This window comes from Streptomyces albidus (ex Kaewkla and Franco 2022), assembly GCF_013870515.1.
Taxonomy (GTDB): domain Bacteria; phylum Actinomycetota; class Actinomycetes; order Streptomycetales; family Streptomycetaceae; genus Streptomyces; species Streptomyces albidus.
Map to the genome: position 1 here is coordinate 33,818 of NZ_JACBXA010000008.1, position 26,829 is coordinate 60,646.

At 69.3% G+C, this 26,829-nt stretch carries 25 protein-coding genes and 1 pseudogene; 13 read left to right on the forward strand and 13 right to left on the reverse strand.

Annotation, left to right across the window (positions count from 1 at the left end; genetic code table 11):
* The first annotated feature begins 27 nt into the window (after nt 1-27).
* The 6 genes from H5J26_RS03050 (at nt 28) to H5J26_RS03075 (ending at nt 3,860) form a co-directional block, all read left to right on the forward strand.
* Nucleotides 28-264 (forward strand): hypothetical protein, encoded by a 237-nt coding sequence (locus H5J26_RS03050; protein ID WP_210770955.1) that lies wholly within the window; start codon nt 28-30, stop codon nt 262-264.
* Between the two features lie 96 nt (nt 265-360).
* The gene (locus H5J26_RS03055; RefSeq protein WP_181764093.1) at nt 361-1,014 is read left to right on the forward strand and encodes a hypothetical protein; all 654 of its coding nucleotides are present in this window, start codon (nt 361-363) and stop codon (nt 1,012-1,014) included.
* 257 nt (nt 1,015-1,271) lie between these two features.
* On the forward strand, nt 1,272-1,475 hold the full coding sequence (locus tag H5J26_RS03060) for a bacteriocin immunity protein (RefSeq protein ID WP_181764094.1): 204 nt from the start codon (nt 1,272-1,274) through the stop codon (nt 1,473-1,475).
* A gap of 295 nt (nt 1,476-1,770) precedes the next feature.
* Entirely contained in the window at nt 1,771-2,613 is an 843-nt protein-coding gene (locus H5J26_RS03065; protein WP_181764095.1) for a hypothetical protein, read from the forward strand.
* A gap of 104 nt (nt 2,614-2,717) precedes the next feature.
* Nucleotides 2,718-2,930 (forward strand): hypothetical protein, encoded by a 213-nt coding sequence (locus H5J26_RS03070; RefSeq protein WP_181764096.1) that lies wholly within the window; start codon nt 2,718-2,720, stop codon nt 2,928-2,930.
* 321 nt (nt 2,931-3,251) lie between these two features.
* Nucleotides 3,252-3,860 carry a DUF4291 domain-containing protein gene (locus H5J26_RS03075; protein WP_235980360.1) on the forward strand — a complete coding sequence of 203 codons (609 nt, stop codon included), beginning with the start codon at nt 3,252-3,254 and terminating at the stop codon, nt 3,858-3,860.
* A 41-nt stretch (nt 3,861-3,901) separates the two neighbouring features.
* Here H5J26_RS03075 and H5J26_RS03080 read toward each other — a convergent pair whose 3' ends face one another.
* The 4 genes from H5J26_RS03080 to H5J26_RS03095 form a co-directional block, all read right to left on the reverse strand.
* Nucleotides 3,902-4,582: a hypothetical protein gene (locus tag H5J26_RS03080; protein ID WP_181764098.1), complete on the reverse strand. Its 681-nt coding sequence runs from the start codon at nt 4,580-4,582 to the stop codon at nt 3,902-3,904.
* A 228-nt stretch (nt 4,583-4,810) separates the two neighbouring features.
* A complete protein-coding gene (locus H5J26_RS03085) occupies nt 4,811-5,101 on the reverse strand; it encodes a hypothetical protein (protein WP_181764099.1) in 291 nt (96 codons plus the stop codon).
* A gap of 101 nt (nt 5,102-5,202) precedes the next feature.
* A complete protein-coding gene (locus H5J26_RS03090) occupies nt 5,203-5,424 on the reverse strand; it encodes a DUF397 domain-containing protein (RefSeq protein WP_181764100.1) in 222 nt (73 codons plus the stop codon).
* Nucleotides 5,421-6,302, reverse strand: coding sequence for a helix-turn-helix domain-containing protein (locus H5J26_RS03095; RefSeq protein ID WP_181764101.1), 882 nt, complete (start codon nt 6,300-6,302; stop codon nt 5,421-5,423). Before H5J26_RS03095 ends, H5J26_RS03090 begins: the two co-directional genes overlap by 4 nt.
* Before the next feature lie 567 nt (nt 6,303-6,869).
* On the opposite strand from H5J26_RS03095, the gene H5J26_RS03100 reads away from it, so the two are divergent.
* From H5J26_RS03100 to H5J26_RS03110, 3 genes are all read left to right on the forward strand, one after another.
* A complete protein-coding gene (locus H5J26_RS03100) occupies nt 6,870-7,787 on the forward strand; it encodes an NADP-dependent oxidoreductase (protein ID WP_181764102.1) in 918 nt (305 codons plus the stop codon).
* A gap of 193 nt (nt 7,788-7,980) precedes the next feature.
* A complete protein-coding gene (locus H5J26_RS03105) occupies nt 7,981-9,135 on the forward strand; it encodes an AAA family ATPase (protein WP_181764103.1) in 1,155 nt (384 codons plus the stop codon).
* A gap of 11 nt (nt 9,136-9,146) precedes the next feature.
* Nucleotides 9,147-10,385: a MarR family winged helix-turn-helix transcriptional regulator gene (locus H5J26_RS03110; RefSeq protein WP_181764104.1), complete on the forward strand. Its 1,239-nt coding sequence runs from the start codon at nt 9,147-9,149 to the stop codon at nt 10,383-10,385.
* Nucleotides 10,386-10,457: 72 nt separating this feature from the next.
* On the opposite strand, the pseudogene H5J26_RS03115 reads toward H5J26_RS03110, so the two are convergent.
* Both H5J26_RS03115 and H5J26_RS03120 read right to left on the reverse strand, forming a co-directional pair.
* Nucleotides 10,458-10,824: pseudogene (locus H5J26_RS03115) on the reverse strand (deoxyxylulose-5-phosphate synthase).
* A gap of 46 nt (nt 10,825-10,870) precedes the next feature.
* Nucleotides 10,871-11,854, reverse strand: a complete 984-nt coding sequence (locus H5J26_RS03120) for an aldo/keto reductase (RefSeq protein WP_181764105.1) — start codon at nt 11,852-11,854, stop codon at nt 10,871-10,873.
* A 159-nt stretch (nt 11,855-12,013) separates the two neighbouring features.
* Here H5J26_RS03120 and H5J26_RS03125 point away from each other — a divergent pair, with 159 nt between their 5' ends.
* From H5J26_RS03125 to H5J26_RS03140, 4 genes are all read left to right on the forward strand, one after another.
* Nucleotides 12,014-12,706, forward strand: coding sequence for a FadR/GntR family transcriptional regulator (locus H5J26_RS03125; protein ID WP_181764106.1), 693 nt, complete (start codon nt 12,014-12,016; stop codon nt 12,704-12,706).
* Nucleotides 12,706-14,112, forward strand: coding sequence for a hypothetical protein (locus tag H5J26_RS03130; protein WP_210770956.1), 1,407 nt, complete (start codon nt 12,706-12,708; stop codon nt 14,110-14,112). The genes H5J26_RS03125 and H5J26_RS03130 overlap by 1 nt, the downstream gene beginning before the upstream one ends.
* Nucleotides 14,109-15,965, forward strand: coding sequence for a GMC family oxidoreductase (locus H5J26_RS03135; RefSeq protein WP_181764107.1), 1,857 nt, complete (start codon nt 14,109-14,111; stop codon nt 15,963-15,965). The genes H5J26_RS03130 and H5J26_RS03135 overlap by 4 nt, the downstream gene beginning before the upstream one ends.
* Before the next feature lie 107 nt (nt 15,966-16,072).
* Nucleotides 16,073-16,369, forward strand: coding sequence for a hypothetical protein (locus H5J26_RS03140; RefSeq protein ID WP_181764108.1), 297 nt, complete (start codon nt 16,073-16,075; stop codon nt 16,367-16,369).
* On the opposite strand, the gene H5J26_RS03145 is transcribed toward H5J26_RS03140, so the two are convergent.
* The 7 genes from H5J26_RS03145 to H5J26_RS03175 form a co-directional block, all read right to left on the reverse strand.
* A complete protein-coding gene (locus H5J26_RS03145; protein ID WP_181764109.1) occupies nt 16,350-17,054 on the reverse strand; it encodes an aspartate/glutamate racemase family protein in 705 nt (234 codons plus the stop codon). The two genes, H5J26_RS03140 and H5J26_RS03145, sit on opposite strands and share 20 nt — an antisense overlap.
* Nucleotides 17,044-18,066 (reverse strand): hypothetical protein, encoded by a 1,023-nt coding sequence (locus H5J26_RS03150; protein ID WP_181764110.1) that lies wholly within the window; start codon nt 18,064-18,066, stop codon nt 17,044-17,046. The genes H5J26_RS03145 and H5J26_RS03150 overlap by 11 nt, the downstream gene beginning before the upstream one ends.
* A gap of 41 nt (nt 18,067-18,107) precedes the next feature.
* The gene (locus H5J26_RS03155; protein WP_181764111.1) at nt 18,108-19,664 is read right to left on the reverse strand and encodes an FGGY-family carbohydrate kinase; all 1,557 of its coding nucleotides are present in this window, start codon (nt 19,662-19,664) and stop codon (nt 18,108-18,110) included.
* Nucleotides 19,665-19,758: 94 nt separating this feature from the next.
* Entirely contained in the window at nt 19,759-21,168 is a 1,410-nt protein-coding gene (locus tag H5J26_RS03160; protein WP_309237756.1) for a GH1 family beta-glucosidase, read from the reverse strand.
* Nucleotides 21,165-23,222, reverse strand: a complete 2,058-nt coding sequence (locus tag H5J26_RS03165) for a hypothetical protein (RefSeq protein ID WP_181764113.1) — start codon at nt 23,220-23,222, stop codon at nt 21,165-21,167. Before H5J26_RS03165 ends, H5J26_RS03160 begins: the two co-directional genes overlap by 4 nt.
* A 281-nt stretch (nt 23,223-23,503) precedes the next feature.
* Entirely contained in the window at nt 23,504-26,062 is a 2,559-nt protein-coding gene (locus H5J26_RS03170) for an alpha-mannosidase (RefSeq protein ID WP_181764114.1), read from the reverse strand.
* Nucleotides 26,059-26,829 (reverse strand): D-sedoheptulose-7-phosphate isomerase (locus tag H5J26_RS03175; protein ID WP_235980361.1); only part of this gene is annotated, 771 nt, incomplete at its 5' end. The genes H5J26_RS03170 and H5J26_RS03175, both read right to left, overlap by 4 nt.

Consider the following 26,829-nt stretch of genomic DNA (forward strand, 5'->3'; position numbering starts at 1 on the left):
AGAGTGCAAGAGCATCAAGAATTTGACGTGACGATCACCAGGATCCTTCCCTATGGATCCTTTGTAGATATCACAGAGATTCATCGGGAAGGGTTTATCGATCAGACTAAGCATCCATCATGGTGGGACGAAGAGGTGCCACTCCCCGCGGTCGGTGATTCCCTGCACGTCGTGGTGCTGGATGAGACCCGCGAGCCACCTCGACTCAGCGCCCTGCAAAAGGACATCGATATTTCGCGAACGCTTCGCAAAAAGCAAGAATGACGACTTCCCCTGAAGAGATAGGCAGGGCTTGACCAGCTGGTGAACCCCAGGCTCTGACACTTTGGCGCAGGACACGCTGCCTACAACGTTCGGGGCTTGGAGGCAATACTCGCATGGCTCGCGCTGAAGTTGTGTACAACGCACTGCGCTCTGCCTCCTCTGGGGAACTCGTTGCCTTTTGTGCGAGTTGCGCCGACCGGGGCAAGCGGCATTTTCGAACTACTCAATGACCGTTCCGAACAGGAGGGGTTCCACGAAGCGTTGAACCTGGGCTGGCGCGCGGTGGCCGGTGAGGATGTCGAGGATGAAGCCTCCGAGGCCGTCGAGGAGTTGGTTGCCGAACTGTACGAGGACGAGGAAGATGACCCACACAGCCAGGGCTTCTACTCATCTCAGATTGCGATGTTGGCCGTCAACACCCTTTCCGTCTACTTGAACCCGGCCCCTCAGCAGGCTGAAATGTCGGGACAGACGCTGGAAACACTCCTTTCGGATTTCGACCTCACTTTGAACGGTGGGGGGACCGTTGTCACGAGATACGGCGATGCCCCTCGACCAGCAGGCGAACTGCAGCATCTGGAACAGGAAGCCCAAGCCTCTTTTGCAGGCACCTTGATCGATGGCGCGGGTCACAGGCTCACACCAACGGCGATCGAGGAACTAAGAGCGTCCTGCTTTAGTTTTCGGGCCAGTATCGCGGATCACCTCCAGGCGGTGGCTGAAACAAAGAACTGGGAGGTTCCTTCTTAGATCCAAAACCACCTCACGGCCACCACCGCCAACTGAGTAGCCACCCACGGGAGTTCGGCTTGACCGCCGTACCTGGACGCCGCTGACGACTGGATGGATAACGTCTATCGGGCTGTCACGGGACGCGAACCCCTGTACTAGACGCCGGCACGCACCTGTTCAGGCTTCCCTACCGCAGAGGCCGCGCTGCTGAAGGACCGATCGATCCGTCGGCATGGAGCGCACCGCCGGCGGCTTCCACGAAGAGGCAATGAGGCATGACGCGAAATGAACTGGTTGCCCTAGTGGATCGGATCATGGTCGGGGAGGGCACAGAACGCGAACACGACGAACTGGTCGATCAGTTGGTGGAGAACGTCCCCCATCCCCGAGTTGTCGGGCTGATCTACCAATCGGACCCTCCGCTGACCACCGAACAGGTGGTCGATGAGGCGCTGACCTATCGCTCCATCGAGCTGTAGGCGCGTGTCGGTGTCGGACTCGATCAGGGCCGCCCCAGCGCCCCACCCCGTCCGCACACGCGACCCTCGACTCGGCTCACCGAGACCTTGCCGCTGATAAGCCTCAGTTGGCGGAGCCGTCCAGGACGGTTCGGACGCCGCGATCACACCAGCGCCACCCCAAGATCAGCCCACAGCGAGATCACTTACGGATGGGCACTAGCGCATAACCTCTCGGCGTGTCCTTGGAGTTGAGCAGATGTTACGTAGCGCGGACGACCTTGTCAGTGCCTGAACTGGCTACCAAAGTGAGCTCATGAGCAGCAACTTGGAAGTGGGCCCCCTCTGGCCCATCGTGCACCGCGTGGTGGGCACCGATGAAGAGGCCCGGCGCAAAAAGGTCGAAAGTGAGAGGACCCGCCTTTGCATCCTGGGGGGTCTGCATCAATTGGAGCGTATGTTCTCCGAGCCACTGGTACAAGTGAAGGAAACCTCTGGCCCGATCCCCTGCAGATCCGGGCAGATGGTGTCCTACAACGGAGTGGCCGAGGCCGTCAACAGGCTCTGGAACCCTGTCAAAGCGATGACAGTGCGTACTTTCTCGTCCACGTGGGCCAGGCACGGGGACTTCCTGGCCGACCTCCTCAGCATCGCCTTGTACCGGGCGCACTGGTCCCTTCACATCGCCAAGAACCCAGAGGTCGTCGAACGCCTCAAGACCGCTGAGGACTTCGCAGGCGCAGTCCGGGAGACTGCGCTTCTGGTACAGCAGGCTGCGTTCAATTCGGATCTGCACCGGCTGCACCTCTACGCCGCGGTGTACGCGGATGCGGACCCTGTGATCAGGGACGCGCTTCGCAACGCCTACCGTCTCGCAGAGTCGGAATGGGCGCGTCTGTACAAGGAGGTACTCGCAGCTCGGGGTCAGCGGCTTCGCCCCGACCTGTCGTTCGCACAGTTCGCTCGCATGCTCAACTGTGTGGACCTGGGCATCGCCGGAAGAGCGTGGGGTGATCCCGACACGGATTTCGGTGACACCGCGAAGGAGTCGACTCTCGGGGATATCGTCTCTCGCCTGATTCCCGGCTGCATCGACATGGGTGACGGTTCCGATGTCGACTCCCTGATCAATGACAAGTTCCGTCTCGGCGAGGAGTGAGTGGCTTACCGCCTCGCCCCCGTGAACTGAACGTGAATGACACCGTGCGTTGCCTTCCGGACGAACGCGGGGCCCGAGTGCTCCGTGCCACACAGGTGGGAGAAGTGTCCGGAAGGCTGCGCAAGAGGGGATACGACATCGTGGCCAGACAGACGAAGGCTCAGACCCACTGGTCCGGCTCGCCGGTCACAGTCAACATCAGAATCAGGCTCTCGCAGAAGACGGTCTGGATGACGACGGGATTCCTCGCAGGAGTCTGGGTCGCCTCGGCCCCTCGCCTGCTGGGAGTGGCGGATGCGCTGTGGAACGGTCGCTGACTGCGGCTCAGCTCAGGCTCGCGGGTCCCGCTCCTGCGCCGTGGTCACGAGGGGTGCCCCCCCACGCGCATTCGGCTGAGGCGCCTCGACGAGAGCGCGAGTGCCGGGAACCGGCACGTTGGGCGCCGAATTCGTTTGCCCCGGCTCCCAGACGCGGGCAGCATGCCGAGTGCCCTCCTGGGCCCGGGCGACTACCGGGACGGGAGGCCGCCGATGCGTGCGCGCCCAAGCAATCACGGCTTGGGGCAGCCCATCGCGACCCTGTCCTGCGCGCCCTGTGAGGGCTGCGTAAGACCTCAACCACCAACGGGGGAAGCTGTGTTGACCACACAGGAAGAAGAAGACGTGCGCACCGTGCGCGCGAAGCACACGGACACGACCATCACCGTCTACCAGGCGTACTCCGCGGCGATCGCCGAACGAGCGGTGGCCGCCGGTACGTTCGTGGCTCCGTTCAAGCGGGAGCGGATGACGTGGATCAAGCCGTCGTTCCTCTGGATGATGTACCGGTCCGGGTGGGGCGAGAAGCCCGACCAGGAGCGGGTGTTGGCCGTCGAAATGACCCGCGACGGCTTCGAATGGGCTCTCGCGAACGCCAGCCTGAGCCACTACGACGCGAAGCTGCACGCCGACATGGACGAGTGGAAGCAGCAGAAGGAGTCCAGCCCGGTACGCGTCCAGTGGGATCCCGAGCGATCCGTCGACCTTGAGCGGAAGTCGTACCGGGCCATCCAGATCGGTCTGTCCGGGCCGGCCGTCCACCACTACGTCGACGACTGGATCACCGGCGTCGCGGACGTCACCGACCTGGCTCACTCCATCCATGCCGACGTGAAGGCGCGGAGGCTGGACGAGGCCGAGTCGAAGCTGCCGCAGGAGACGCCTTACTCGTTGCCGGAGTCGATCTGCCGCAGGATCGGGGCGAGTTGACTCGCGTGAGCGGGTTTCCTGCGTGACGCGTACGACTCCGCTCAGCGAGTGCCCGACTGCCCGTCAGCCCTTCCGAGGATCTCTTCGCTCAGCCGCCAGCGGTCGCTGTCCGCCCGGAAGCGCCAGTCCCGCTGAGCTTTGACGGCGTCGGTGAGCTTGCCGATCTGTGTCGAGTCGAGATCGACGAGCATCGACTTGGCGAGCTTCATCGCGTGATACTGCTCGAAGGCGCTGCGTGAGTGCTCGATGGCCGCCAGCACCGCGTCGAAATCCCGGAGCTCACTTCTCGACTGCATCATGGCCAGAGCAGTGATGCGTTTTTCCTCGGTCCCGTCCCGGAGCCAGCCTTGGACCACCGAGGGCTCGAACGATCTGTCCGCAGCGAGACGGCGTGCCTTCTCAACCACCTGCTGCATGGCGCGAGTTCGGTCCTGCCCAGCACCCATCGAGCTACGCACGGATCGATAGTCCGACGCGATGGGGCCTGCCGTGTCCATCAAGGCCTGAGCCTCTGAGCGCAGCCGGTCGGCCGCATCATGGTCCCCTCGGTCTTCCGACTCCGCCGCCAACGCGTACCTCTCCGCCGCGGCAGCGCGCAGTTTGAGCTTGGTGCCGCCGAACTCGAGGCTCTCTATTCGATTGCCGAGCAGAGCGAAAACCAGTAGACCCCCGCCCATGATCAGCAGGACACCGGTGCCGGTCCCGTTCTCGGTGACGAACACAGCGAGTACACCGGCACCGAAGGTTCCGGCTCCCAGCAGGCCCATGAGTATCCGCAGGGCAGGAGTCAGCAGGGGTAATTCTGAACGGGGCGCCATCTGCCCTTCCTTGGGGGCTGTGGTGACGGTCGGCTACCGCCGACCGGTCATGCGAGCACTGTTCGCGACCTCATCCGGCTCCGAACCGCTCCGGCACCGAGGGACAGCCGGTGCCGGAGCGGGAGCGGGAGGTCAGGACGCCGTTCTGGTCTTTCTGAAGGCGGCGACAGCCGCGGTCGTCACGCCGCCGACGGCCAGGACCAGACCTCCGATGTTGTCCCACTGCGGGCCGGTCTCGGCCTCACGGATGCGTTCGTAACTCTCGATCGATATGGGGCAGTTCTTCTCCTCGTCCACGAAACCCGAGGTCTTACCGGAGTCCTTGGCGCACTCCGCCTCGGGCCCTGCGGGCTCCCAGACCATCAGTCCGACACCGAGTACGAGCAACAACGCAGCAACCACGAACAGCATCGGCTTGGTCATGATCTCTCCTGGATTCGCCATGAAATTCCCCCGCTGCGAAGTGCGGACTCAGCGTCTCGCCGGTCCTGCGAGGGCAGGAAAGAGTACAGCGCAGAGGCCCCTCAGAGCGCCCCGCCTGCGTCCTCGAGAGCGAACCGCACGAACTCCGTCCACTGGTCACAGCCGACGGTCAGCCGGGTTCCCTCAGCGTCCTTCGAGTCGCGGATGTGGACCGAGGTGTGAGAGAGCGCCACCTCGACGCATTCGCCGCCTTCGCCGCCGCTGTAACTGCTCTTGATCCAGCGCAGGTTGGACAGCCCACACACGTGCGACCCGACGTTCATGTGTCTCCCAGCATCTTCTCGATGAGAACCAGCGACTCACGGGGCGTGAGTGCCTGACCTCGGATACTGCCGTAGCGCGCAGCCAGGTTACGTACCTGCTCGGAGTCTGTGACCAACCGGTTCTCGCCTTGGACCTCCAGGTAGCCGAGCTGCGGCTTGCCGCGGGGAGTCAGAAGGATGAAGGGGCCATCGACGCCTGCATAGCCGTCGCAGTCCAGCGGCAACACCTGAATGGTCGTGCTGCGTGCCCGGCCCGCCTCCGTCAAAGATCTCAACTGGCTTCGCTGGACGTCGCCTCCGCCAATTGCACGTCGGAGAACGGACTCGTCCAGGACGACTGTGACAAGCGGGGCGGGCCATCGGTTGATGATCTCCTGCCGTTCCAGCCGTGCCGCGACGCGTTGTTCGATCGTCTCGTCGTCGAGCAGTGGCTGCCGCACCATGAACGTTGCCCGCGCGTACTCCTCCGTCTGCAGCAGGCCCGGGACCGTCAGCGTGCTGAAGAAGCTGATCTCGACCGCCTCACGCTCGAGACGGGCGTAGTCGCGGAACCAGGCCGGGTGGCGGACCCGCGCACGGGTCCTCGCGCGGGTGACGTCTTCCTTCGTCGCCTTCAACATGCCGTCGGCGCCGAGCAGTTCGTCCGCTGCGTCCAGGAACTCCGGCTGCGGTGTCCGCCGGCCGCGCTCCAGCGAGGAGATCAGGTCCTCGCCGTAGCTCAGCCTCTCCCCCAGCTCCCGCTGCGTGAGCCCCGCCCGCTCACGCAGCAGGCGCACCTGTCTGCCGATCGCACGGAAGAGGTCCGAGGCTGCGTCCTCGTCCTGTTCAGGTTCAGGGCGGCCTGCTGCGTTCCCGTCCGCAGTCCCCGTGTCCGGCATGCACCCTCCGTCTGCGAGTACCGAATCCGTGAGCGCAGCCGTGCGTGCCGGTGCGCGCACACTCCGTGCTGTTCTCACGTCACCCAGCGTAGACAGGAGTGGACACGTTGAGTGATGTGAACGGTGAAATCACGGTGAGACGTGCCGAGTTGTACTCCACTTTCCGTGAGCTGCGACGCGTACGCAGCAGCGGGGCCGCGTGTGACCGGTTGACGCAGCTGGCCCCAGGTTCGGTGATCGGCATGGGCTTCCGAGCAAGCCTGACCGCGATGACCGTCACCAGTTGGTCGTTCTTGTTGCCACTACCTTCGCGCACGCGAGCTCGACTCCGAACGTGAACGGATCCGAGCGCCTGACCATCGCTGAGCCGTCAAACCCACCGGTCGGGCCGCCGAGGGGCCAGCCAGAGCGACAGCGCTGCACGGCCTCGATCGCGACGCACCGGGGGCGCTCTCCGCGTCAAAGATCTTCCCGGTCAGCTGGGGTGTGTTACCGACCTTCGGCGTCACAAAGCAACGAAGCTTGAGTGCCGCACCCGGCGAGCGACTGGTACAGAGAGGCGTCCGAATGAAGGCGATTGTGGTGGCAGACGAGGCCGCGGGAACGGCGGGGATGACGCTGGCGGAGCGGCCGAAGCCGGAGGCGGCCGGAAACGATGTACTCGTTGAGGTACATGCGTCGGGCTTCACCCCTGGCGAGCTGACCTGGCCGGGAACCTGGACCGATCGCCTCGGCCGCGACCGCACGCCGTCGGTCCCCGGCCACGAGATGGCCGGTGTGGTCAGCGCGCTCGGCTATGGCACAAGGGGGCTGTCGGCGGGGCAGCGGGTTTTCGGCCTCGCGGACTGGACTCGCGACGGCACCCTGGCCGAGTACGTAGCCATCGAGGCGCGCAACGTTGCGCCACTGCCGGGCGACATCGACTTCACTGTGGGCGCGAGCCTGCCGATCTCGGGACTGACCGCATGGCAGGGACTGTTCGTGCACGGCCGCTTCCAGGTGGGACAGAGCGTCCTGGTTCACGGCGCGGCCGGCGGAGTCGGCTCTTTCGTGACCCAGCTCGCCAAAGAGGCCGGTGCCCATGTCATCGGCACCGGACGTGCCGCCGATCGGCAGACCGCACTCGACTTCGGTGCACAGGAGTTCGTCGATCTCGACAACGACACGCTGGAAGACGTCGGCGGAGTCGATCTGGTCTTCGACGTGATCGGCGGCGGCATCCAGAAGCGGTCCGCGGGTCTGGTTCGAACCGGCGGGATGTTGGTGACCATCGCCGGCCCGCCCGAAGCCCAGGTGGCCGAGGGCCTGGCGGTGGACTTCGTCGTCGAGGCCGATCGCGCGCAGCTGAACGAGATCGCCCGCCGGGTGCGGGATGGCCGCCTGCGAACGAACATCGGCAAGGTTGCGCCACTCGACGACGCCGTCGCCGCCTTCAACCCGACCGAGCGGACGAAGGGAAAGACCATCATCCGCGTTCATCCATAAGGACGCGGATGCAGGGCCCTGAAGGGCGACCCAAGACCGGACCGAGCCCGGTCGACCGGGGTGACAGGCATCGAGACCAAGTGGCAACTGTCTCGACCAACCACACCGCGAGACCGCGGAGCCTGCGAAGGGCGGCTTGTCAGACCCACGCGTCACACTGAGGGTTCAGCGTCACCGAGCCCACAGAGAGCCCATGATCACCACCCTCGCCGTCGAGAACTACCGGTCCCTGAGCGAACTGGTCGTTCCCCTGGACAGACTCAACGTGATCACCGGGGCGAACGGGACCGGGAAGTCCAGCCTCTACCGCGCCCTGCGCCTGCTGGGAGACGCCGCCCGTGGTGGCGCGGTGGCAGCCCTGGCGCGCGAGGGCGGTCTGCGCTCGACGCTGTGGGCGGGGACGGAGAGACCGGCCCAGGGCGCCGGCCGGAGCGGCCCCGTCAGTCTGCGGCTCGGCTTCGCCGGGGACGAGTTCGGTTACGCCGTCGACTTCGGGCACCCGGTCCCGTCGGACTCGCTGTTCGACCTCGACCCGGAGATCAAGGTCGAGTGCACCTGGGCGGGTCCTGTTCTGCGCCCGTCCGCGATGCTGTCGGAGCGGTCGGGCCCGTTCGTGCGGACGCGCACCGCCAGCGGCGACTGGCATCGCTCGGTGAACGAACTGCGCCCGTACGACAGCATGCTGAGCGAGATGGCCGACCCCCAGCTCGCACCTGATCTGCTGCGGCTGCGCGAGCACATCAGGTCCTGGCGGTTCTACGACCACGTACGCACCGACGCGGACGCGCCCGCCCGCGCCGCTCAGATCGGCACCCGCACCCCGGTGCTCAGCCATGACGGCTCGGATCTGGCGGCCGCCCTGCGGACCATCTCGGAGATCGGCGACGCGAAGGCTCTGGAGAGCGCGGTGGAAGCGGCCTTCCCGGGCAGCCGGCTGGAGATCGCGGCCCAGGGCGGCAGGTTCGAGGTGCACCTGCACCAGCCGGGGATGATGCGCCCGCTCGGTGCCGCCGAGCTCTCCGACGGCACTCTGCGCTACCTCCTCTGGACGGCCGCACTGCTCACACCGCGGCCGCCCGCGCTCATGGTGCTCAACGAGCCGGAGTCCAGCCTCCATCCGGAGCTGTTGCCCGCACTCGCTGAGCTCATCCTCACCGCCGCCCAGGACACGCAGGTCGTGGTGGTGACGCACGCAGGCGATCTGGCGGAGGAGCTGGAGCGCGGTTCGGGGCGCCACCGGCTGGATGTGAACTCGACAGAGCTGGTGAAGGACGAGTACGGCCGTACTGAAGTCGCCGGGCGCGAGGGGCCGTTGGACCAGCCTTCGTGGCACTGGCCGAAGCGATGAGGAGCGAGTTGGTGCAGCGACAGGACGCCGTTCTGATCGGCTACCTCTCGGACAACTACGACCAGGCGCGGCTGGTGCTGCGGGGTGCGTCCGACGCCGGGACGGGGGTCGCCGCGCTGCGGAAGGCGGCGGACGCCGTCTGGCGCATACCTCATCCGGACGACCCCTCGATGGGCTTGCCCAACTACTGCACGGCGTCCGTCGAGGACGGGCTGCCCGTGCTGCACATGGACGCCCGGGACGGCGGTGGTCACATCGACGAGATCGCCGCGGCGCTCACGTCGGTCATCGCGGTCGAGGCGCCCGGCAGCCGAATCGAACCGTTCCCCCACCCGGGTACGCCGTCCGACGAGAGCGGCGACTTCCATGCCTGCCCTGGAGAGGTGTCCACCGACCTCGGGCTCGCTGCCGACGACGCTGGCCTGCTGTACGAACCGGGAATCCGCTCGATGCTCGGGCCGGTACTGAACGACTGGACCCTCGCCGGCCATGAGGCCTGCTTCGCGATGCAATCGATGAGCGAGGCGCTGGCCGACCTCGGTCACCGGATACGAACCACGCCCCGGAGCGGCGAACCGCCCAGGTCCTGGCCGCTGCGTGAAGGCATGGCGCTGCACAGCGCCGCCGAGGCGTTGGTTCTCGTGGAGAACCTGAGTCCTGACCAGCTCGCCGCGATGCGCCATGCGTGCCTGCAGCTGGTGGCGAACAGGAAGCGGAGCAGGGAACGCGAGCACGGCGCACCCGTGCGCGGCCGGTCGGAAGTCGACAATTGGCAGCTGGAGCACGAGGACGGGCGTCTGTACGCGACCGATCTGCGCCGCCTCATCGGGCCGTTGGAGCCCGAAGTGGTGCTCGGTCTTGAGACGTTGGCGGTCCTCCACAGGGTTGAGCCGACACTTCCGGCCCCCTTCCCTTCCGACGCCCGTGTCCTGACCATGTGGTGGCTCCACGGCAGGCCGGACGAGGGTATGCCGCGCTCCGCGCTCATGGAGGTGGTCGGCGACAAGGCAGCTCAAGCGCTCGACGATCTGGAGCAGCGTGGAGCGGTGACTCGGGAAACGGGGTCCGAAGGCCCGGACGCCGTCACTCACCACCTGACCGAACAGGCCCACGAGCGCGTGAGGGGATCGGCACGCAAGATGGATGCCGAGATGAAGACCGCCTTCGAAGGCATCGGCATCGAGGATCTGGCCCGGACGCGTGACGGCTGCTGGCGCATCAACCTGAACCTGCGGGATGCGGTGGCCTGACCGGCCAGAGTCCGGCACACCGAGCCCCGACGCGGCCGGGTCACTGAACGGGGCGCGCCCGCCCGCCAGTTGTCACGCCACCTCACGCCGGACGAGCGCACGGGCGAACGGCTCCCCCGTGCGACGCGCGTACGTCATGCGTTCGCGCACCTCCCGGAGCGTGCGCGGGCGGTAGCCCGGTCCGCCGCATCAGTCCCTGTGAAAGCAGACGCCGGCGTTGAGCAGGACGGACAGGGCCCGCCAGCCGTTCGTGTCCCGCTTGCGCGGTGCGGCGAATGCCGACCCGGCGTGGATCAGCGGCCGTGCGCAGCCGGGGCACAGGCGCGGGTGCCCGTCGGCGCTGTAGGGCTGCTTGTAGAGACCGGCAGGGCAGGCAGACGTAGCAGGTCTTCGCGTGGGCATGCCAGTGAGGACAGGAACGCCGCCGTACGTCCGTCACCGGTTTTCACAGCCCTCGGCGTCCCGTGAAGGACTTGCCTCGCGCGTCACGCCTCCACCGGTGCCCGTTCGTCGAGGAGGCCTTCCGCGCGCAGGTCGGCCCACATTCCGGCGGGGATGTGGGCGCCGAACGACGCGATGTTGCCGCGTACTTCCTCGGCGGAGCGCATGCCCACCGCGATACCCGCGACGACGGGATGCATCAGCGGGAACGCCATCGCGGCCTGCGGCAGCGTGACTCCGTGCGCCTCGCAGACGTCGGCGATGCGGTGCGTCCTGCGCACCAGCTCCGACGAGGCGGGACGGTAGTCGAAGTGAGCGCCCTCGACCGGGCGGGGTGTCGCCAGCAGACCGGAGTTGAAGACGGAGGCGGCGAGCAGGGAGACGCCGCGTCCGGCGCAGGCGGGCAGCAGGTCGTCGAGGGCGCTGTGGTCCAGCAGCGTGTACCTGCCCGACAGCATCACGGCGTCGACGTCGGTCTCGGTCACGAGCCTGGTCAGCAGGGCGGTGTCGTACATTCCGGCGCCGATCGCGCCGACCACGCCCTGGGCGCGCAGTTCCGCGAGCGCGGGACAGCCCTCGCGGAGGGCGTCTTCGAAGTGGCCCTCCGCGTCGTGGAGGAACAGGACGTCGACGGAGTCGGCGCCCATGCGGGCCAACGAGTCCTCGACGCTGCGCAGGATGCCGTCGCGGGAGAAGTCCCACACGCGTCGCCGGGTCGCCGGTACCTCGAAGTGTTCGTCCGTACGTCCGCCCGCCTCCTGGGGTTCGAGGAGCCTGCCGACCTTGGTGGAGAGGGTGAACTCGCCCTGCGGCCTTCCCTGGAGGAAGCCGCCGGTGCGGCTCTCCGACTGGCCGATGCCGTAGTGCGGTGCGGTGTCGAACCAGCGGATCCCGCAGTCCCAGGCGGCCTCCAGCGCCCCCGCAGCGCGCTTCTCGTCCAACGGCGCGAAGAGACCGCCCAACGGGCCGCCGCCGAAGCCGAGTTCGGTCACGTGCACCGAGCTGTTCCCGAGTCTGTTCGTCCGCATCCGCTGATCCTCCTCGCCGGGTATGTCCGCGACAACCGGTCGTCCGCGCCTGAGGTCACGGGAGGCACAGCAGTGGGTTTCGCATGCGGGCCTCTTGTCCCGCCGGACTGTACGTGATTCAGTGGCTCATCCACTGAGTCACTGAGGAGGACGCCGCCCGTGGAGACTCTGCCCCGCGAGACGATCGTCGACGTACTGGAGAACAAGCTCCGCGAGGAGATCCTCACCGGGTCTCACCCGGCCGGGAGTTACCTGCCGCCCGAACGCGAACTGGCCGACGGATACGGCGTCACGCGCACCACGCTCAAGCACGCCTTCGGGCGGCTCGTGCAGTCCGGACTGCTGGAGACCCGCCACGGAGTCGGCACCCGCGTACGTGACTTCGCGCGTCTCGGCGGCGCGGACCTGCTGCCGATGCTGGTGCGGCACAGCCCCGACTGGTTCGGCGAGATCTTCGAAGTGCGGCGCAGCGTCGGCGCGTTGATCGCCGAACGCGCGGCGATGAAGGCCACACCGGAACAGCGCGCGGAGCTGCGCACGCTGCTCGCCGCGGTCCGCGACGCCGAGGGCGGGAACGACGCGCAGCTCGCCGACATCGAGGTGCACCGCGCGCTCGCCCGCGCGACCGGCAACCGCGTCTACACCCTGCTGACCAACACGCTCTTCAACGCCTACCTGCCGATGCGTGCCCATCTCGTCGGGCCGTTCCTGGATCCCGGTGAGGCGCACGACCGTCTGGAGCCGGTGGTCGCCGCTGTCGGAGCGGGCCAGACGAAGGCCGCGCGAGAGGCGGCGGACGCGTATCTCGCCGCTACCGAGCGGATCATGCTCGACGGTCTCGGGATCGCCTGATGGGGGCCCGGGGCACCACGTTCACCGAGACGATGACCGGCTCCGTGTGCCTGGACGGAGAGAGCGAGCAGCGTCCGATCCGCCTGGACCTCGTGGTGCGTACGGACGAGGTGCTTCAGCCGCACCGTACGACGGACTGCGTGCTGACCGGTCGCGTACGGATCGCGGGCTGGGCCGACGACCACGAGGCGACCGGAGAGATGGAGATCTCGCCGCTCGCCCGCCGGCGCATCCGCTACCGCCTCGACTTCACGGCGCAGGGCCGCCGCTACTCCCTCGACGGCTGGAAGTCGATATCCCCGGCCCGCCCGGTGAAGTCGATGACCGTCCTGCCGTTCGTGCTTCAGCGTGACGGCGAGCAGGCGGCGAAAGGCACACTGCGATTCTCCATCGCGACGCAGCTCCTCCCCTTCCTGGCCAGCTTCCGCTTCCCCCGCGCCGACGACTCCGAGCGCCACCTGCCGCCGCGCTGGGACGGCAAGCCGGGCCGTACGGAGGTCTGGTACACGACGGTGACCGACCCCTCGACGGGCACCGGCCTGTGGCTGCACCACGAACTGGTCGCTCCCACGGACGGATCCGACGCGTACGCACACGGCTGGGTCGCGCGCTTCCCGGCCGACGGCGAGGGCCCCGTGGAGCACGCGCGCTTCGGCCCGCAGCCGTGGAAGCCGATGCCCGCACCCCACCAGCAGGGCTTCACTTCGGACGGCATCGAGGCGGGCCCCGGTCAACTGCGGGGCAAGGCAGGCCCGTTCAGCTGGGAGATGGCCGAACACCCCGACGGTGAGCCGCTGTACACCTTCCCGCGCTGGTCCTGGCGGCGCCCCCTGCTGCCGGCGGCGCAGATCGTTCCCGCGCCGAACGCCTCGTACACCGGCACCTTCTCCTACGACGGCGGGGAGTTGCAGCTCAAGGGCGCACCCGGAGCGACCGCGCGGATCTACGGGCACGGCAACGCCCGCCGCTGGTCCTGGCTCCACGCGGACCTGGGAGGCGGCGATGTGCTGGAGATCGTCGCGGCGGTGTCGATGCGTCCCGGACTGCGGAAGCTGCCGCCGCTGGTCTTCCTGAGGCTGCGCAAGAACGGACGCACCTGGCCGCGCCGTGCGGAGCGCAGCGCACTGGGATGGGCGGGCGCCGGCCGGTTCCGCGCGCGCATCGGCCTGCCGACATGGAGCGTGACCGGACGGTCCGGACTGCGCCGCATCAAGGTCGTGGTGACCCAGCCCGAAGAGCGCACCCTCGCCCTCGACTACAAGGACCCCGACGGGAGCGCGGCAGTGTGCCGGAACAGTGAGACGGCCGACGCCCGCATCCTGCTGGAGCGCTGGTGGGGACGGTGGCGTACGGAAGCGGAGTGGTCCCTCGACGGCACGGCCCACGCGGAGGTGGGCGACCGATGAGCGACAGGCTGGGCGGACTCGTCGCCGCTCTCCTCGCCGACGACGGCAGCAAGCCCTGGCCGGGCGCCGTCCCCCGCCGCCTCGACAACGTGCTCGGCTCCATGCCCGTGCCGGCCCGCGCCGGTGTGCGGGCAGCGGCAGCGGCCGTCGACGCCTACGCGATGGTGCGCACGGGCCGCCGCCTGCGGAGCCTCACCCCCGACGAGCGGGAGACCGTGCTGGCCTCGCTCGCAGGCCGCTCGTCGCTGCTGCCGGTGCTGGACGCGGTGAAGGTCCCGGTGATGCTCGCCGCGGGCACCGAGCGGATGATTCACGAGGAGCCGCAGGCCGCCTTGTCGATGAAGCCGCCGGAGGATCCGCCGCTGGACTGCACGTCGTCCGTCGAGTGGCCCGACCGTTCGACGGCTGACGCGGTCGTCATCGGTTCGGGCGCGGGAGGTGCCATCGCCGCCCGTGAACTCGCCCGCGCGGGGATGCGGGTCGTCGTCCTGGAGGAGGGGCGCCGGCACACCACCGCCGAGTTCGGCCGCCGCGCCCCGCTCGACAGGTTCGCGGAGCTCTACCGGGACGGCGGCGGGACGGTGGCGCTGGGCAACCCTCCCGTCGTCCTGCCCGTCGGCCGTGCCGTCGGAGGCACCACCGTCGTCAACTCCGGTACGTGCTACCGCACTCCGGACCACGTGCTGGCGCGCTGGCGCGACTCGTTCGGGCTGGACCTGGCCGACGCGGACTCCTACGCCGGATGCCTCGACGAGGTCGAGCGCACCATCCAGGTCGACTCGGCACCGATGGACGTGCTCGGCAGCAACGGCCGCAAGGCCCTCCTCGGTGCCGAGCGCCTCGGCTGGGAGGCGGCACCGCTGCGCCGCAACGCGACAGGCTGCAAGGGCTCGTGCCAGTGTGTCGTGGGCTGCCCGACCGGCGCCAAGCAGAGCGTTCAGCTGTCGGTGCTGCCGGACGCGTGCAGTGCCGGGGCACGGATCGTCACCAGCGCGTACGTCCGTCGCATCCTCGTCGAACGCGACCGGCCGGGCGGTCCGCAGGCGTGCGGTGTCGCCGTACGGCGCCCGGACGGCTCGGAGTTGGAGATCCTCAGCCCCCTCGTGGTGGTGGCGGCCGGCGCCCTGCAGTCCCCGCCGCTGCTGCGCCGTTCCGGCCTCGGCGGCCATCCGCAGCTCGGCCGCAACCTCGCCATCCACCCGGCGGCGAGCGTCGCGGGGCGCTTCGCGGAGCCCGTCACCGCATGGAAGGGGGTGCTGCAGAGCGTCGGTGTGGAGGAACTGCACAGCGAGGGCATCCTGATCGAGGCGACGGCCGGCCCTCCGGGCATGGGCTCGTTCGTTCTGCCCGGTGTGGGACGCGCCCTGCGGGAGGAGTTGGACGGCGCGGCGTCGCTGGCCACTCTCGGTGCGATGATCGCCGACCTGCCCTCGGGCCGGGTCCTGGGCGCGCGGCAGACACTGCTGCGCTACGACCTCGCCAAACGCGACGGGCGCAGGCTGATGCGCGCGATCGAGGCGATGGGCGAGGTGCTGTTCGCGGCCGGCGCCGAAGAGGTCCTCACCGGCATCGCGGCCGCTCCGAAGGCACGCTCCCAGCGCGAACTCGTGGAAATGCTCGGTGGGTTGACGGCCAAACAGCTTCACCTGTCGGCGTTCCATCCGACGGGGACGGTCGCACTCGGATCGGATCCCCAGACCGCTCCGGCCGACCCGGAAGGCCGGCTGCGCGGCGTGCGGGGCGTCCTCGTCACGGACGGCTCCGCGCTGCCCAGCTGCCCCGAGGTCAATCCGCAGGTCACCATCATGGCGACGGCCCTGGCCGTCACCAGGGCGGTCGCCGCCGCGAGTTGAGCCGAGAGCGGACGGCGTCAACCGATTCGCCCAATTCGATGTCCCGTGTGCGAGGTGCTTGGCACTATGGAGATTGTGCGGAGAGTCGTACGAATACGGGGAGAGGAATGCAGAAGAAGAAACTGGCAGTGCGTCTCGCTGCCCCCGTCGCGATCGCCGTGGCCGCCATAGCGATCCCGTCGCTCAGCGGCACGGCACAGGCGGGAACGATCTGCCGCGTCGTGCACGACGGCGCATCACGCTACGCCGTGGACAGGACCGACAGCAGGATCATCGGCACGATGCAGGAGGGCCAGCAGGTCGCTGCGGCAGGCCCGTTCGACATGTGGCAGGTCGCACGAGCCGACAACGGCGAGCCTCTGGGCTTCATGCGGCAGTCCGATCTCAACTGCAGCCACCGCTGAAGTCGTCGCCGAGCGCCGCGAGTTGAGCCGCACCACTGCGCGGTGAAGTGAGGACGGGGATGCCGAGCCCGCCGTCGGGCAGACTCGCGAGCGCGGCGGCCATGGAGGCCTGTGCGAGTACGAGGACGTCGTGGGACGGGGCGAGCCGCAGCGCCTCCGCGGCTATCAGCCGGTCGTGCTCCCCCGGATGCCCGGCCTGGCGCGCTTCGTAGGCGCCGGGGCAGTCGGTGGTCGTGACGCTCACGCGTACGCCCTGCGCCGAGGCCTCACGCCGTACGAGCTCCGCGGTCGGGCCGAGAGTCGTCTCCAGCGTCGCGAGCACGCCGATACGGGTGCCCGTCCGTACCGCCTCTGCGGCCATCGGTTCGTCGATCCGGAGCACCGGGATCCCTGCCCGCTTCCGTACCTCCTCGGCAACGGCGCCCATGGAGGAGCAGGTGACGAGGACGGCGCGGGCGCCCGCGGCATCGGCCTCCGCGACGTGGGCTGCCAGCCGGTCGGCGACGGCGGGCAGCGGGCCGTGGCTGATCATGTCCGCCAGCAGGCTCTCGTCCACCACGTGGAACGGACGCACATGCGGCGCCTCCTCCCGCAGGAGGGGACCGAAGAGCTCGGGCAGAGCCGCGACCGTGTGAAGTACGCACACCTCGGGGGCGGTTCCGCCCGGACCGACCTCACGCCTCATGGCGCACTCCCCCTCGCCGGGCGGCCGAAGTGGCCGTGCGCGTCCGCCCGTTCACCTCCGCTGCTGCGGGAGCCTGCCACCAAGGCCGTCCCCACTCGTCGACGGTCTGTGCGAGCCGGCGAAGCCGGTCCAGGCAGGGCCCGCGCAGCCGGGCGTCCCGGTCGGAGGCCTCCAGGGCATCGGTCCACAAGGCTCGTCCCGCGAGGAAGCCGGAGGCACCCGCGCGACAGGCCGCCTCGACGGCGCGCGGGAAGTCCGCCGGTGCGACGCCCTGGGAGAGCACCACCCAGGGGATGTCCACGACCGCGTCGATCCGTTCCGCTTGGGTCGCTGTTTCGGCCACCGAGCCCGTACCGCCGTCGGGCACTTGGCACTTGTAGAGGGAGGGACGCAGCGGGGCGAGCTCCTTCGCCGCCTCCACGATGGCGTCGTTGAGCCGGAACGTGCCTGCCTTCTCCTCCTCGACGGTAGGACGTGCGACTGGTTCGAGGACGGAGGCCAGCCCTGCGTCCCGGCACAACTCCACGAACCGGGCGGCTAGTTCGACACGGCGGTCACGGTCGCGGTCCCGCCGCCAGATCACGAGCAGCTTGAGTCCGCGCGTGCCCTCCGCTGCGGCCGCCGCAGGATCGACCGAATCGTCCAGAGCGGTGTCCTCGACCGGTCCGCCGGGCCGCTGATCCAGGGTGTCGACGGCGAGGATCGGCGCACACGACGGGGGAAGCACGCGTGCGTCCGTCACAGCTCGGTAGCCGTAGTCGCGGTCGATGAGCAGCGCGGAGGCAGCGGGGCCGAGGGTGCGGGCGACGGCGAGCTTGAAGTCGGTGAGGGCGCTGTCGGGTACCGGTGCGGTGCCCTTCGGGAGCCCGGCCGCCATCATGGTGCGCAGAGAGTCCCGTTGGTCCATGGCGACCATGGCGAAGGTCCCGGAGGGACGGGCCAGCGCCGCGGGCGCGAGGGAACCGCCCGCCAGCGGGAGCGGGACCGGTGTGGGGGGCGAGGTGGCGGACATGGGCTCCTTCTTCCTGACGTACGGGGCTGGGCACGGACGGGTCAGTCCGGCGGGGTCGGCCGCATCACGCGGGGCAGAAACACTTCGCTGTAGGCGGCCCGATGTGCGGCGACGGCGGGCCCGCCCACCTGCAGGGGTGTGCTCTCCGGCCTCATGCCGGAGGGGTCCACACCGATGGCTGCGCCGCCCCAGGCCGCCGCTCCCAGGCACGGCGCCTCAGGTTCGGCGCACACCTCCGTCGTCCACGGGGTGACCGCCGCCTTCAGCGCCGTCCACGTGCTCTGCCGTGTGGAGCCGCCGAGGAGCGTGACAGTCCGGGGTGTGGCACCGGCCAACTCGGCCTGTACGTCGGCCATCCAGCGAGCCTGGTACGCGGCGCCCTCCAGCAGGGCCAGCGCGAGATGGCCCGGGCCGTGCCGTGATGCCATTCCGTGCACGGCGAGTCTGGCGGCGGGGTCGGGACGGGGGGCGCTGCGTCCGTCGAGGTAGGGCTCGACGGTTATTCCGGTGGGCGGTCCGGGCCTTCGGCCGTTGCCTTCGCAGCTGCTCTCCACGAGGCGAGCGAAAGCGCGGTACCGCTTGCCGGGCTCGTGCCGCCCGTGTTCCTGCAGCGGTTCGAGGAAGCGGTCGCAGAACCACTCGACGAGCGCGCCCGAACTCGCCATCCCGGCAAGGGTGACCCAGTGTTCGCCGTCCGCGTGCCTCCCCCACGACATGCCTTCGGCCGCCGCCGCGGAAAGGTCGGGCGGGGCGGCCGAGACGGTGAGGACGGCCTCCGCCGTGCCCATGGAATCGGCTGCGGTGCCCGCGCTGCGAGCTCCCGCTGCCCAGGCGCCCACGAGGTGGTCGTGCCCCGCGACGACGACATGGGCTCCGGCACGAAGGCCGAGACGGCGGGCGACGTCCCGTGTGACGGTGCCGACCGGCTTGCCCGGGGGGTGCACGTGCGGCATCTGGACCGGGGTCAGTCCGGCCTCGGCGAGCAGGTCGGGGTTCCAGCGGCCCTGGCCGCCTCCCGTCCCGTGCTCCCAGGCCATGCTGCGCTGGGCGAAGGTGGCGTCGGTGCCGACGCGTCCCGTCAGCGCCCTGGCGACCAGATCCGCCGCGCCCGCCCACTGGCGCATCCGGCTGAGCCGTTCGGGATGGTGCTCACGCAGCCAGCACCATCTGGCCAGCGGGACCTTGGCGCTGGGAAGGACTCCCGTACGTGCGTGCAGCGCCGCCGCTCCGTAGGTGCGCCGCAGCCGGTCGGCATGTGCCGCCGGAGCCGGATCGGACCAGGAGAGGACCGGCCCGAGGGGCGCACCGTGCCGGTCGAGCGGCACGCCTGTCTCTGCCATGCCCGTCAGCCCGACGGCGTCGGGGGCACGTTCCGCGATGCGTACGCAGTCGGTGAGCGCGCCCAGGGCCGCACCGGTCAACTCCTCGGCGTCATGGGTGAGTCCGTCGGGGCTGCGGGGCGTCGGGCGTTGCGCGCGTGCGACCACCCTGCCGGAAGGGTCGCACATGAGTGCCTTGCAGTGGGTACTGCCGATGTCGATGCCGGCCAGCAACGGTGAACGTGCCGTGCCAGCACCTGAATGCATGTCGCTTGTCATGTCACCTCCTCCCCCTCCTTACCCGTGCGGCACCCGGCCTTTACCGTGCAACTGCCCCCGTGCCCAGTGGCGTTGAGCACGTCGGGCGGCGGTTTCAGCGCATCGGGGGGACCACGCCGCTTCGTGCGGCCCGCGCGTACCAGTGGCCGCTGTCCTTCACCGTGCGGCGCCCGGTCGTCCGGTCGAGGTGTACGAGGCCGAACCGCGGCCGGTAGCCCATCGCCCACTCGAAGTTGTCGATGAGCGACCAGTGGAAGTAGCCCTCGACGGGGGCACCGGCCTCCAACGCGCGGTGTACGGCGGCCAGATGGGCGTGGAGGAAGCGGGTGCGCCGTTCGTCGTGCACGGCTCCGTCCTCGCCTGGTCCGTCGTCGAAGATCCCGCCGTTCTCGGTGATCATCAGCGGAACGCCCGGGTAGTCCTCGTGCAACCGCAGCAGCAGCGCCGTGAGTTCCTCCGGGACGATCTCCCAACCCAGGTCCGTGCACGGCACGCCGGGCTGTGGCGGCTCGACCTTCCAGGGCCAGGCCCCGTCGCCGGGGCTACGCTCCTCGTGGGCGCTGACGATCCGCCGGGTGTAGTAGTTGACGCCGATGAAATCGCTGCCCGCACCGATGGTCTCCAGGTCGTCGGCCTGGATGAAGTCGAGCTTCCCTGCGGCCTCTTCCCAGTGCCGCAGCATGTCGTCGGGATATCCGCGCCCGTGCACGGGGTCGAGGAACCAGCGGTTGACGTAGCCGTCGGAGGCGTGGGCAGCGGCGGCATCGGCGCTGCTGCCCGGGTCCGCCGGTGCGTGAGGGAAGAGGCTGTAGGCGATGCCCGCGCGTGCGGCTTCGCGTCCGGCTCCCCGTCCCGCGCGCAGGGCGCCGACGGCCAGTCCGTGTCCGAGCAGCAGATGGTGCATCGCCTGCACGGAGCCGGCGAGAGACTTCTCCCCGGGTGCGTGGAGGCCGAGTTGATGCCCCAGCAGCCCCACGATCCAGGGCTCGTTGACGGTGACCCAGTCGCGTACACGATCGCCGAAGGCCTCGAAGCAGATGCCGGCGTACGCGGCGAACGCCTCCGCCGTCTCCCGGGCGCGCCAGCCGCCGCGGTCCTGCAGCGGCTGCGGCAGGTCCCAGTGGTAGAGGGTGACGAGCGGGCTGATCCCGTGCTCCAGGAGCAGGTCGATGAACCGGTCGTAGTGTGCGATGCCACGGGGTTCGACACGACCGGCGCCCGTGGGGACGATGCGAGGCCAGGCGAGCGAGAACCGATGGGCGTTCGTGCCGAGGCGGGCCATGAGACGGACCTGTTCCTCCGCCCTGCCGTAGCTCTCGCACGCCACGTCACCGGTGTCGCCGTTCTCGATCGCGCCGGGCACTCTGCAGAAGCGGTCCCAGATGGACTCGCCCCGGCCGTCGGCCCCGGTCGCGCCCTCGACCTGGTAGGCGGAGGTGGCGGTGCCCCAGCGGAACCCTTCGGGGAAGGGCAGACCCGCGCCGTCCGTGAGGCGGCTGTTCACATCTGCTCCTGGAATTCGGGGAGTTCGCGGGCCGTCTCGCATGCGTACAGGAGCACGCCGGCGGACCAGGCGTGGGAAAGCGTGAGGAGCATGCCCTTCGCCTGGAAACAGTCGGTCTGATAGAAGCGCTCGCTGACCATGCCGCGGTAGGCGTTGAAGTCACCGTCGGCACGCGCCACGAACTGCCGGAAGCAGTCGAGGTTCTCGCGCGCCGAGTGCAGGTAGTACGGGTCGCCGAGGTGACGCGCCAGCCGGACCGTCTCCGGGAGGCAGATCAGCCCGAAAGCGTGCAGATGCTGGTTGGAGGGGGACGCCTGGTCGGCGCCGCGGGTGCGGAACCCGTAGCGCCCGAGCAGGGTGTGAGGCTCGAAGTGGACGTCGTAGGTGTAGCGGAAGGTAAGTGTCCAGTCGGCGGCGCGGCGGGCCAGGTCGAGCCAGCGGGGGTCGGCCGGGTCGGCCTCGTGGAGCAGCGTGTAGGCGATCAGGGCGTTGTAGCCGTCCTCGGAGGTGGGTGCGAGGGAGACGTCCTCCGGGGCCCCGCAGAGGAATTCGGCACGTACGTCCTCGCCGTAGTGGCCGCCGGCCCGCACCGCCGCCGCCAGCAGAGCGGGTTCCGAGAAGACGTCTGCTGCCTCGACCAGGGCGGGTATCCATGACAGCCCCGCGCCGCCTTCGTGGTCGAGGGCGGCACCTGTTGCGCTGTCGTGCGCGGCCGGAAGCCGCCCGGTCTCGGTGTCCTGCCCGGTCACGGCCGCCGCGAGGTTGGAGCGCACCGCGCGCTCCCACTCCGGGTGGTCCACACCGTGGCTGCGCTCGGCGACCAGGGCGCGCAGGAGGAACAGCGTCGCGTCGCCGAGGGTGCGGGCGTGCAGCCTCCGCCGGTCGGGGTGCCAGCCCACGTTCCAGCCCTGCTCTCTGGTCCACTGCCCCCAGAACGTGCCTCCGGGCGTGAGGTTCTGCGCGATGTGGTCGAGCACCGCGCAAGCCGCGGCGGACTGTTCGGCGTGGGAGGTGCGGCGGGCGTGCAGCAGCAGTGCGTGTGCGTACGGGACACCACTGATCCAGGAGACGTGCATGGCCTGCCTGTCGCCGCTCTCCCCCAGGGCTTCGCGGTCGAAGGCGGCGGTCTCCAGAAGAACGGGCGGGTCCGGACGGTAGTGCCAGCGGTGCAGCCCGTACGCGGAGAGTTCGGCGGCCTCATCCAGGCCCGTCCACGCGGCCGGCTCCTCCTTCGCGGGCGTCGCCTCGTGGAGGGCGCGCAGCACCGGGGCGTAGGCGTGCGGATCGGCGTCCAGCAGGTGAGCGGTGAAGCGGACCGTGTGTTCCTCGCCTTCCTGCCACAGATGGAGCGGGGTGTCGGCCGCACGCGGCGTGGCGCTGCCGTAGTAGCTGACGGGCTCCTCCCGGTACGGGGCGTGCAGACGCAGTGCCGGCCGCTCACCCTCCAGGAGGGCGAAGCCGACACCGCACTCGCCGAGGCTGCTCCGCTCACCGGTCAGTGCCAGAGCCGCACCGCCCGCGCCGTCGCGGGCGAAGACGGCCGGGGTGGCACAGCGGTCGGCGCGGAAGGCCCAGGCAGCGGCGGTCATGCCCGCCGCGTCGCACACACCGGCCTCGTAACGCGGGTAGGGGCGGGTGCAGTTGGGGAGCCTGTTCTGCCCGTAGAAGACGCCCGGGATCAGCCAGCCCGGCTCGTGGCCGCTGCCGAGAGGGCCGAGGCGGAGTTCGAGGCGGAGTCCGGCCCGTACGGGAGCGGCCGCGACCCGGCGGACGGTGAGAGCGCCCTCGTAGTGGGGGGCCTCGTCTCGAGCTCCCGGCAGGTGGGTCAGCCGCAGCGCCGCCTCGAAGCCGTGGGCGCTGCCGTAGGCGCACACGCTGCCGTCCGTGTGCCGTTCGGCGGTGAGCACGGGGACCGGCCGCCACCCGCCGTCGTCCGTCGACAACGAGACGACGTACGGCAGTTCGGCCTTACCCTGATCCGCTTCGCGAAGTCTCAGGTCACCGCTCGCTCCCGGGAGCGGGAGGTGTTCCGCATCAGGGAAGCGCACGGGCATCGACCCTCCATCCTTCCAATCGTTCGGACCTGCCTGCCTCGGGTGCCGTCCGCCGTGTGACGGGGGCCGTCACGGACGTCCCCGGAACCCCGGCGCCGAACCAGCCCGGTTGACGGGTGGGCGCCGGCCCGGTCCGCAGAGCCGGCGCCACGTGTCGCCGAGGCAGTCGCGCAGGTGCCAGCCGTCACCGAGCGCCTGTGTCCAGGCCGCCAGGGATCCGGCACGGGCATCGAGGCGGGTGCCTCTGCCCTCCGTCGTGGAGGAACGCGGGACATGCGCCGTCACGCGTCTGCCGCTTCGCCGCCCTCGACTTCGGTTCCGGCACGGACCCCGGCCTCGGTCTCGGCGTCCGTCCCGGCACCCGAGTCGTCACCCTCGGCCGGCCTCTCCAGCAAGTCCGTCTCCACGACCGGCTGTCCGGCATCGCGTGGGACGCGGAACGTCTTGATCTCACAGGGGCCGAACGAGGCCTCGACGACCCTCTCCCCGAGCATCGGCAGCGCGATGCGAGCAGAGGTGGCACGCCCGGCCGACTCGTAGGCGCGGACCACCACGTCGCCGCCCGCGTCCTCGTCCCCCTTGATGACGGTGACCAGCACGCTCCCCGAGCCGTCGTCGGCGTACGAGGCACGCTGCGGCAGGGGCCCCGCGTGGAAGGTCTCCAGCAGCGAGAAGGCGGGCTGGTTGAGCTCCGCCGCACGCCGGACGGGATCCGCCGCACGCCAGTCCTCGCCGTGCGGGAGCAGCAGCGTACGGAACTCCTGACGTCCCTGGTCCAGATAGTCGTAGACACCGTCCGGGTCGAGCTCCTGCGGCTCGTGCCAGGCGTAGACGGGGCTGCGCAGGGCTGTCATGCCGATCTCGCCGCCCCGCACGTCGTGCCCGTACTTGCTGTCGTTGGCCACCGTGAGCCCCGCGCGGCGGCCGTCCGGCAGGACGCCGGTGACATCGACCCACGCCTGTGCGGGTTCCTCGGTGCCGTCCGGGATGCGCTCCAGGTGACCGTAGGGAATCTCGTGCGTGGCGGTGACGTCCGAAAGCGCCGTCGGGAAGCGGAGCTTGAGCAGCTTCAGCTTCTCCTGCCAGTTGACGACCGTCCGCACCTCGACCTGCCGGGACCCTGCCGACAGCACGAACTCCTCGGCCAGTTCGGAGCGCCCGTACGAGCTCTCCACCCGGAGGACGGCACGTACCGGCCCCGACTCGACGAGCCGCACACGAGTGCAGCCGAAGACTCCGTCCGTCTTGTCGTAGGAGTGCACCCGGTGGCCCCAGGTGTCCGACGGGTCGTCGACGACGACGGCATGCGGCGCCGGCCGGGACGGCAGCAACTCGACGTCCGCGTCCTTGTCGTAGAGCGAACTGAGCCATCCGGTGGCGGGGTCGACCTCCAGCCGCAGGTGCTCGTTCTCCAGACCGGTCGCTCCGGCCCTCACGGGCCCTTCCGCTGCCGTCTCCCCGGCGCCCCCCGGCAGCAGGTGGTAGACGCGGTGGCCGAGCGGGGGCACCGTTGCACGGAAGGCGACGCGTGCGCGACTGCCGGCCATGGTCGCTTCGGAACGGGTGTGCTGCATGGGTACGTCGTTGCCCTCGTCGTCGGTCAACGAGGCCCCGGCAGCGTGCAGATACTCCGCCTCGACGTCTGTGTGCAGCACCCAGGGGTGCGGGTTGAAGACGACAAGCGGCTGTGTCTGCTCGCGCAGCGGGATGTTCACGCGGCGCGAGACGGCCTGCACCGAGCGGTTGAAGATCTCGGCGGCGAGCGAACGGGCGCGGCCGTAGTCGTCGCGCGCGTCCTCGTAGGCGGAACGCAGCGACGTGCCGGCCAGGATGTCGTGGAACTGGTTGAAGAGGACCAGTTTCCACGCCTCCGCGAACTGCCGGTGCGGGTAGTCCTCCCCGGTGACGATGTGGGCGACGCTCGCCCACTTCTCGGCGCGCTGCAGCTCGTTCTCCGCGCGCCTGTTCCAGGACTTCACACCCGAGTGCGACGAGTAGCAGCCGGGACCGTGGTGCTGGAGTTCCCCCGCGTGCACCGGGATGCCGGAACGGCCGCGGATGCGGGCGAAGTAGGCCTCGGGGTGGCTGAGCGTGAGGGTGGGCAGCCCTCCGAGGGTGTTGAGGCGGTGGATGCTGTCGATGTTCGCCTTGGTGGGACCGCCGCCGTGGTTGCCGACGCCGTAGAAGACCATCAACTCCGGCTCGTCGGACGGCATGAGGGCGAGGGACTTGTCGAGGTGGCCTCCGATGTCCTTGCCGGGGCTGCAGTATTCGTTGGGCAGCCGGTAGGCGAGCACGCGTGAGCCGTCGGGGGCCTCCCAGTGGAAGAACTGTCCGGGCAGGGTCTGCTCGTGCGGTCCTGGACGCAGGAACATGTAGCCGTCCATGCCGGACTTGCGGAGCAGTTGGGGAAGCATCGCGTTGTGCCCGAACGGGTCGAGGTTGCAGCCGACGGTCGAGGCCGTTCCGAACTTCTCCAGCAGGTAGCGCTGCCCGTACAGCGCCTGGCGTACGAACGACTCGCCACTGGGGATGTTGCAGTCGGGCTCGATCCACCAGCCTCCGACGACCTGCCAACGTCCCTCGGCCATACGCTTCTTGATGGTCTCGAACAGCTGCGGGTCGTGCCGTTCGATCCACTCCAGGTACATCACCGAGTCGCAGGTGAAGACGAAGTCGGGGTACTCCTCCATGCGGTCCGCGGCGGACTGGAACGTCGCCCGGATCTCCTGAAGGCCCTCCGGCCAGCGCCACAGCCATACGGGGTCGATGTGGGCGTTGCCCACCATGTGCAGGGTGCGGGATCGGGGGTGCCGTGAGGCGGCGTCGGAGGTGGTCATGCTGTGGTCTCCAGCCCGTCGGGAGCGGTGGCCTCGGAGTCTGTGTTCGTGGCTGCGGCTGCGGCTGATTTCGTGACTGCTGCCGGCTCCGTGGAGTCGGCAGCCCATGCGTCGACCTGCTCACTGAGCAGGTGGAGCATCGTGAGATGCATTTCCTGGATGCGCGCGGTGGCGGTCGACGGTACGACCAGGCTGTGGTCGGCGTGCTCGGCCGCGGGCATGCCGTTGTGCTCCCCTCCGCAGAACAGCACGGTGACGGCGCCTGCGGCACGGGCTTCGGCGAGTCCCCGTACGACATTGGGCGAGCGTCCCGAGGTGGAGAAGCCGATCACCATGTCACCGGGGCTCACCAGAGCCCTCACCTGCCGGGCGAAGACCTCGTCGTAGGAGTAGTCGTTGCCGATGCAGGAGATCACCGAGGGGTCGGTGGTCAGGGAGACCGCGGGCAGCGGGCGGCGATCCCGCAGATAGCGGCCGATCAACTCAGCCGCCAGGTGCTGGGCGTCGGCGGCGCTGCCGCCGTTGCCGAAGGTGTAGAGACGGCCCCCTGAGCGGTAGACGTCGATCAACCGGTCGGCGACGGTGTGCAGTCGGGGCAGCAGCACCCTGGCACGCTCGGCCACCTCGAGATGGTCGTCGAGCTGCAGGGACGGTGATTCGGGCATCTGTCGCTCTCGCTTCAGGGTCACGGTTCGCAGGTCGTTGAGAGTCACAGGGGCGCGGTCGAGGGCGGTGCGGCGCAGCCGTCGGAGCGCGGCACGCCGGAG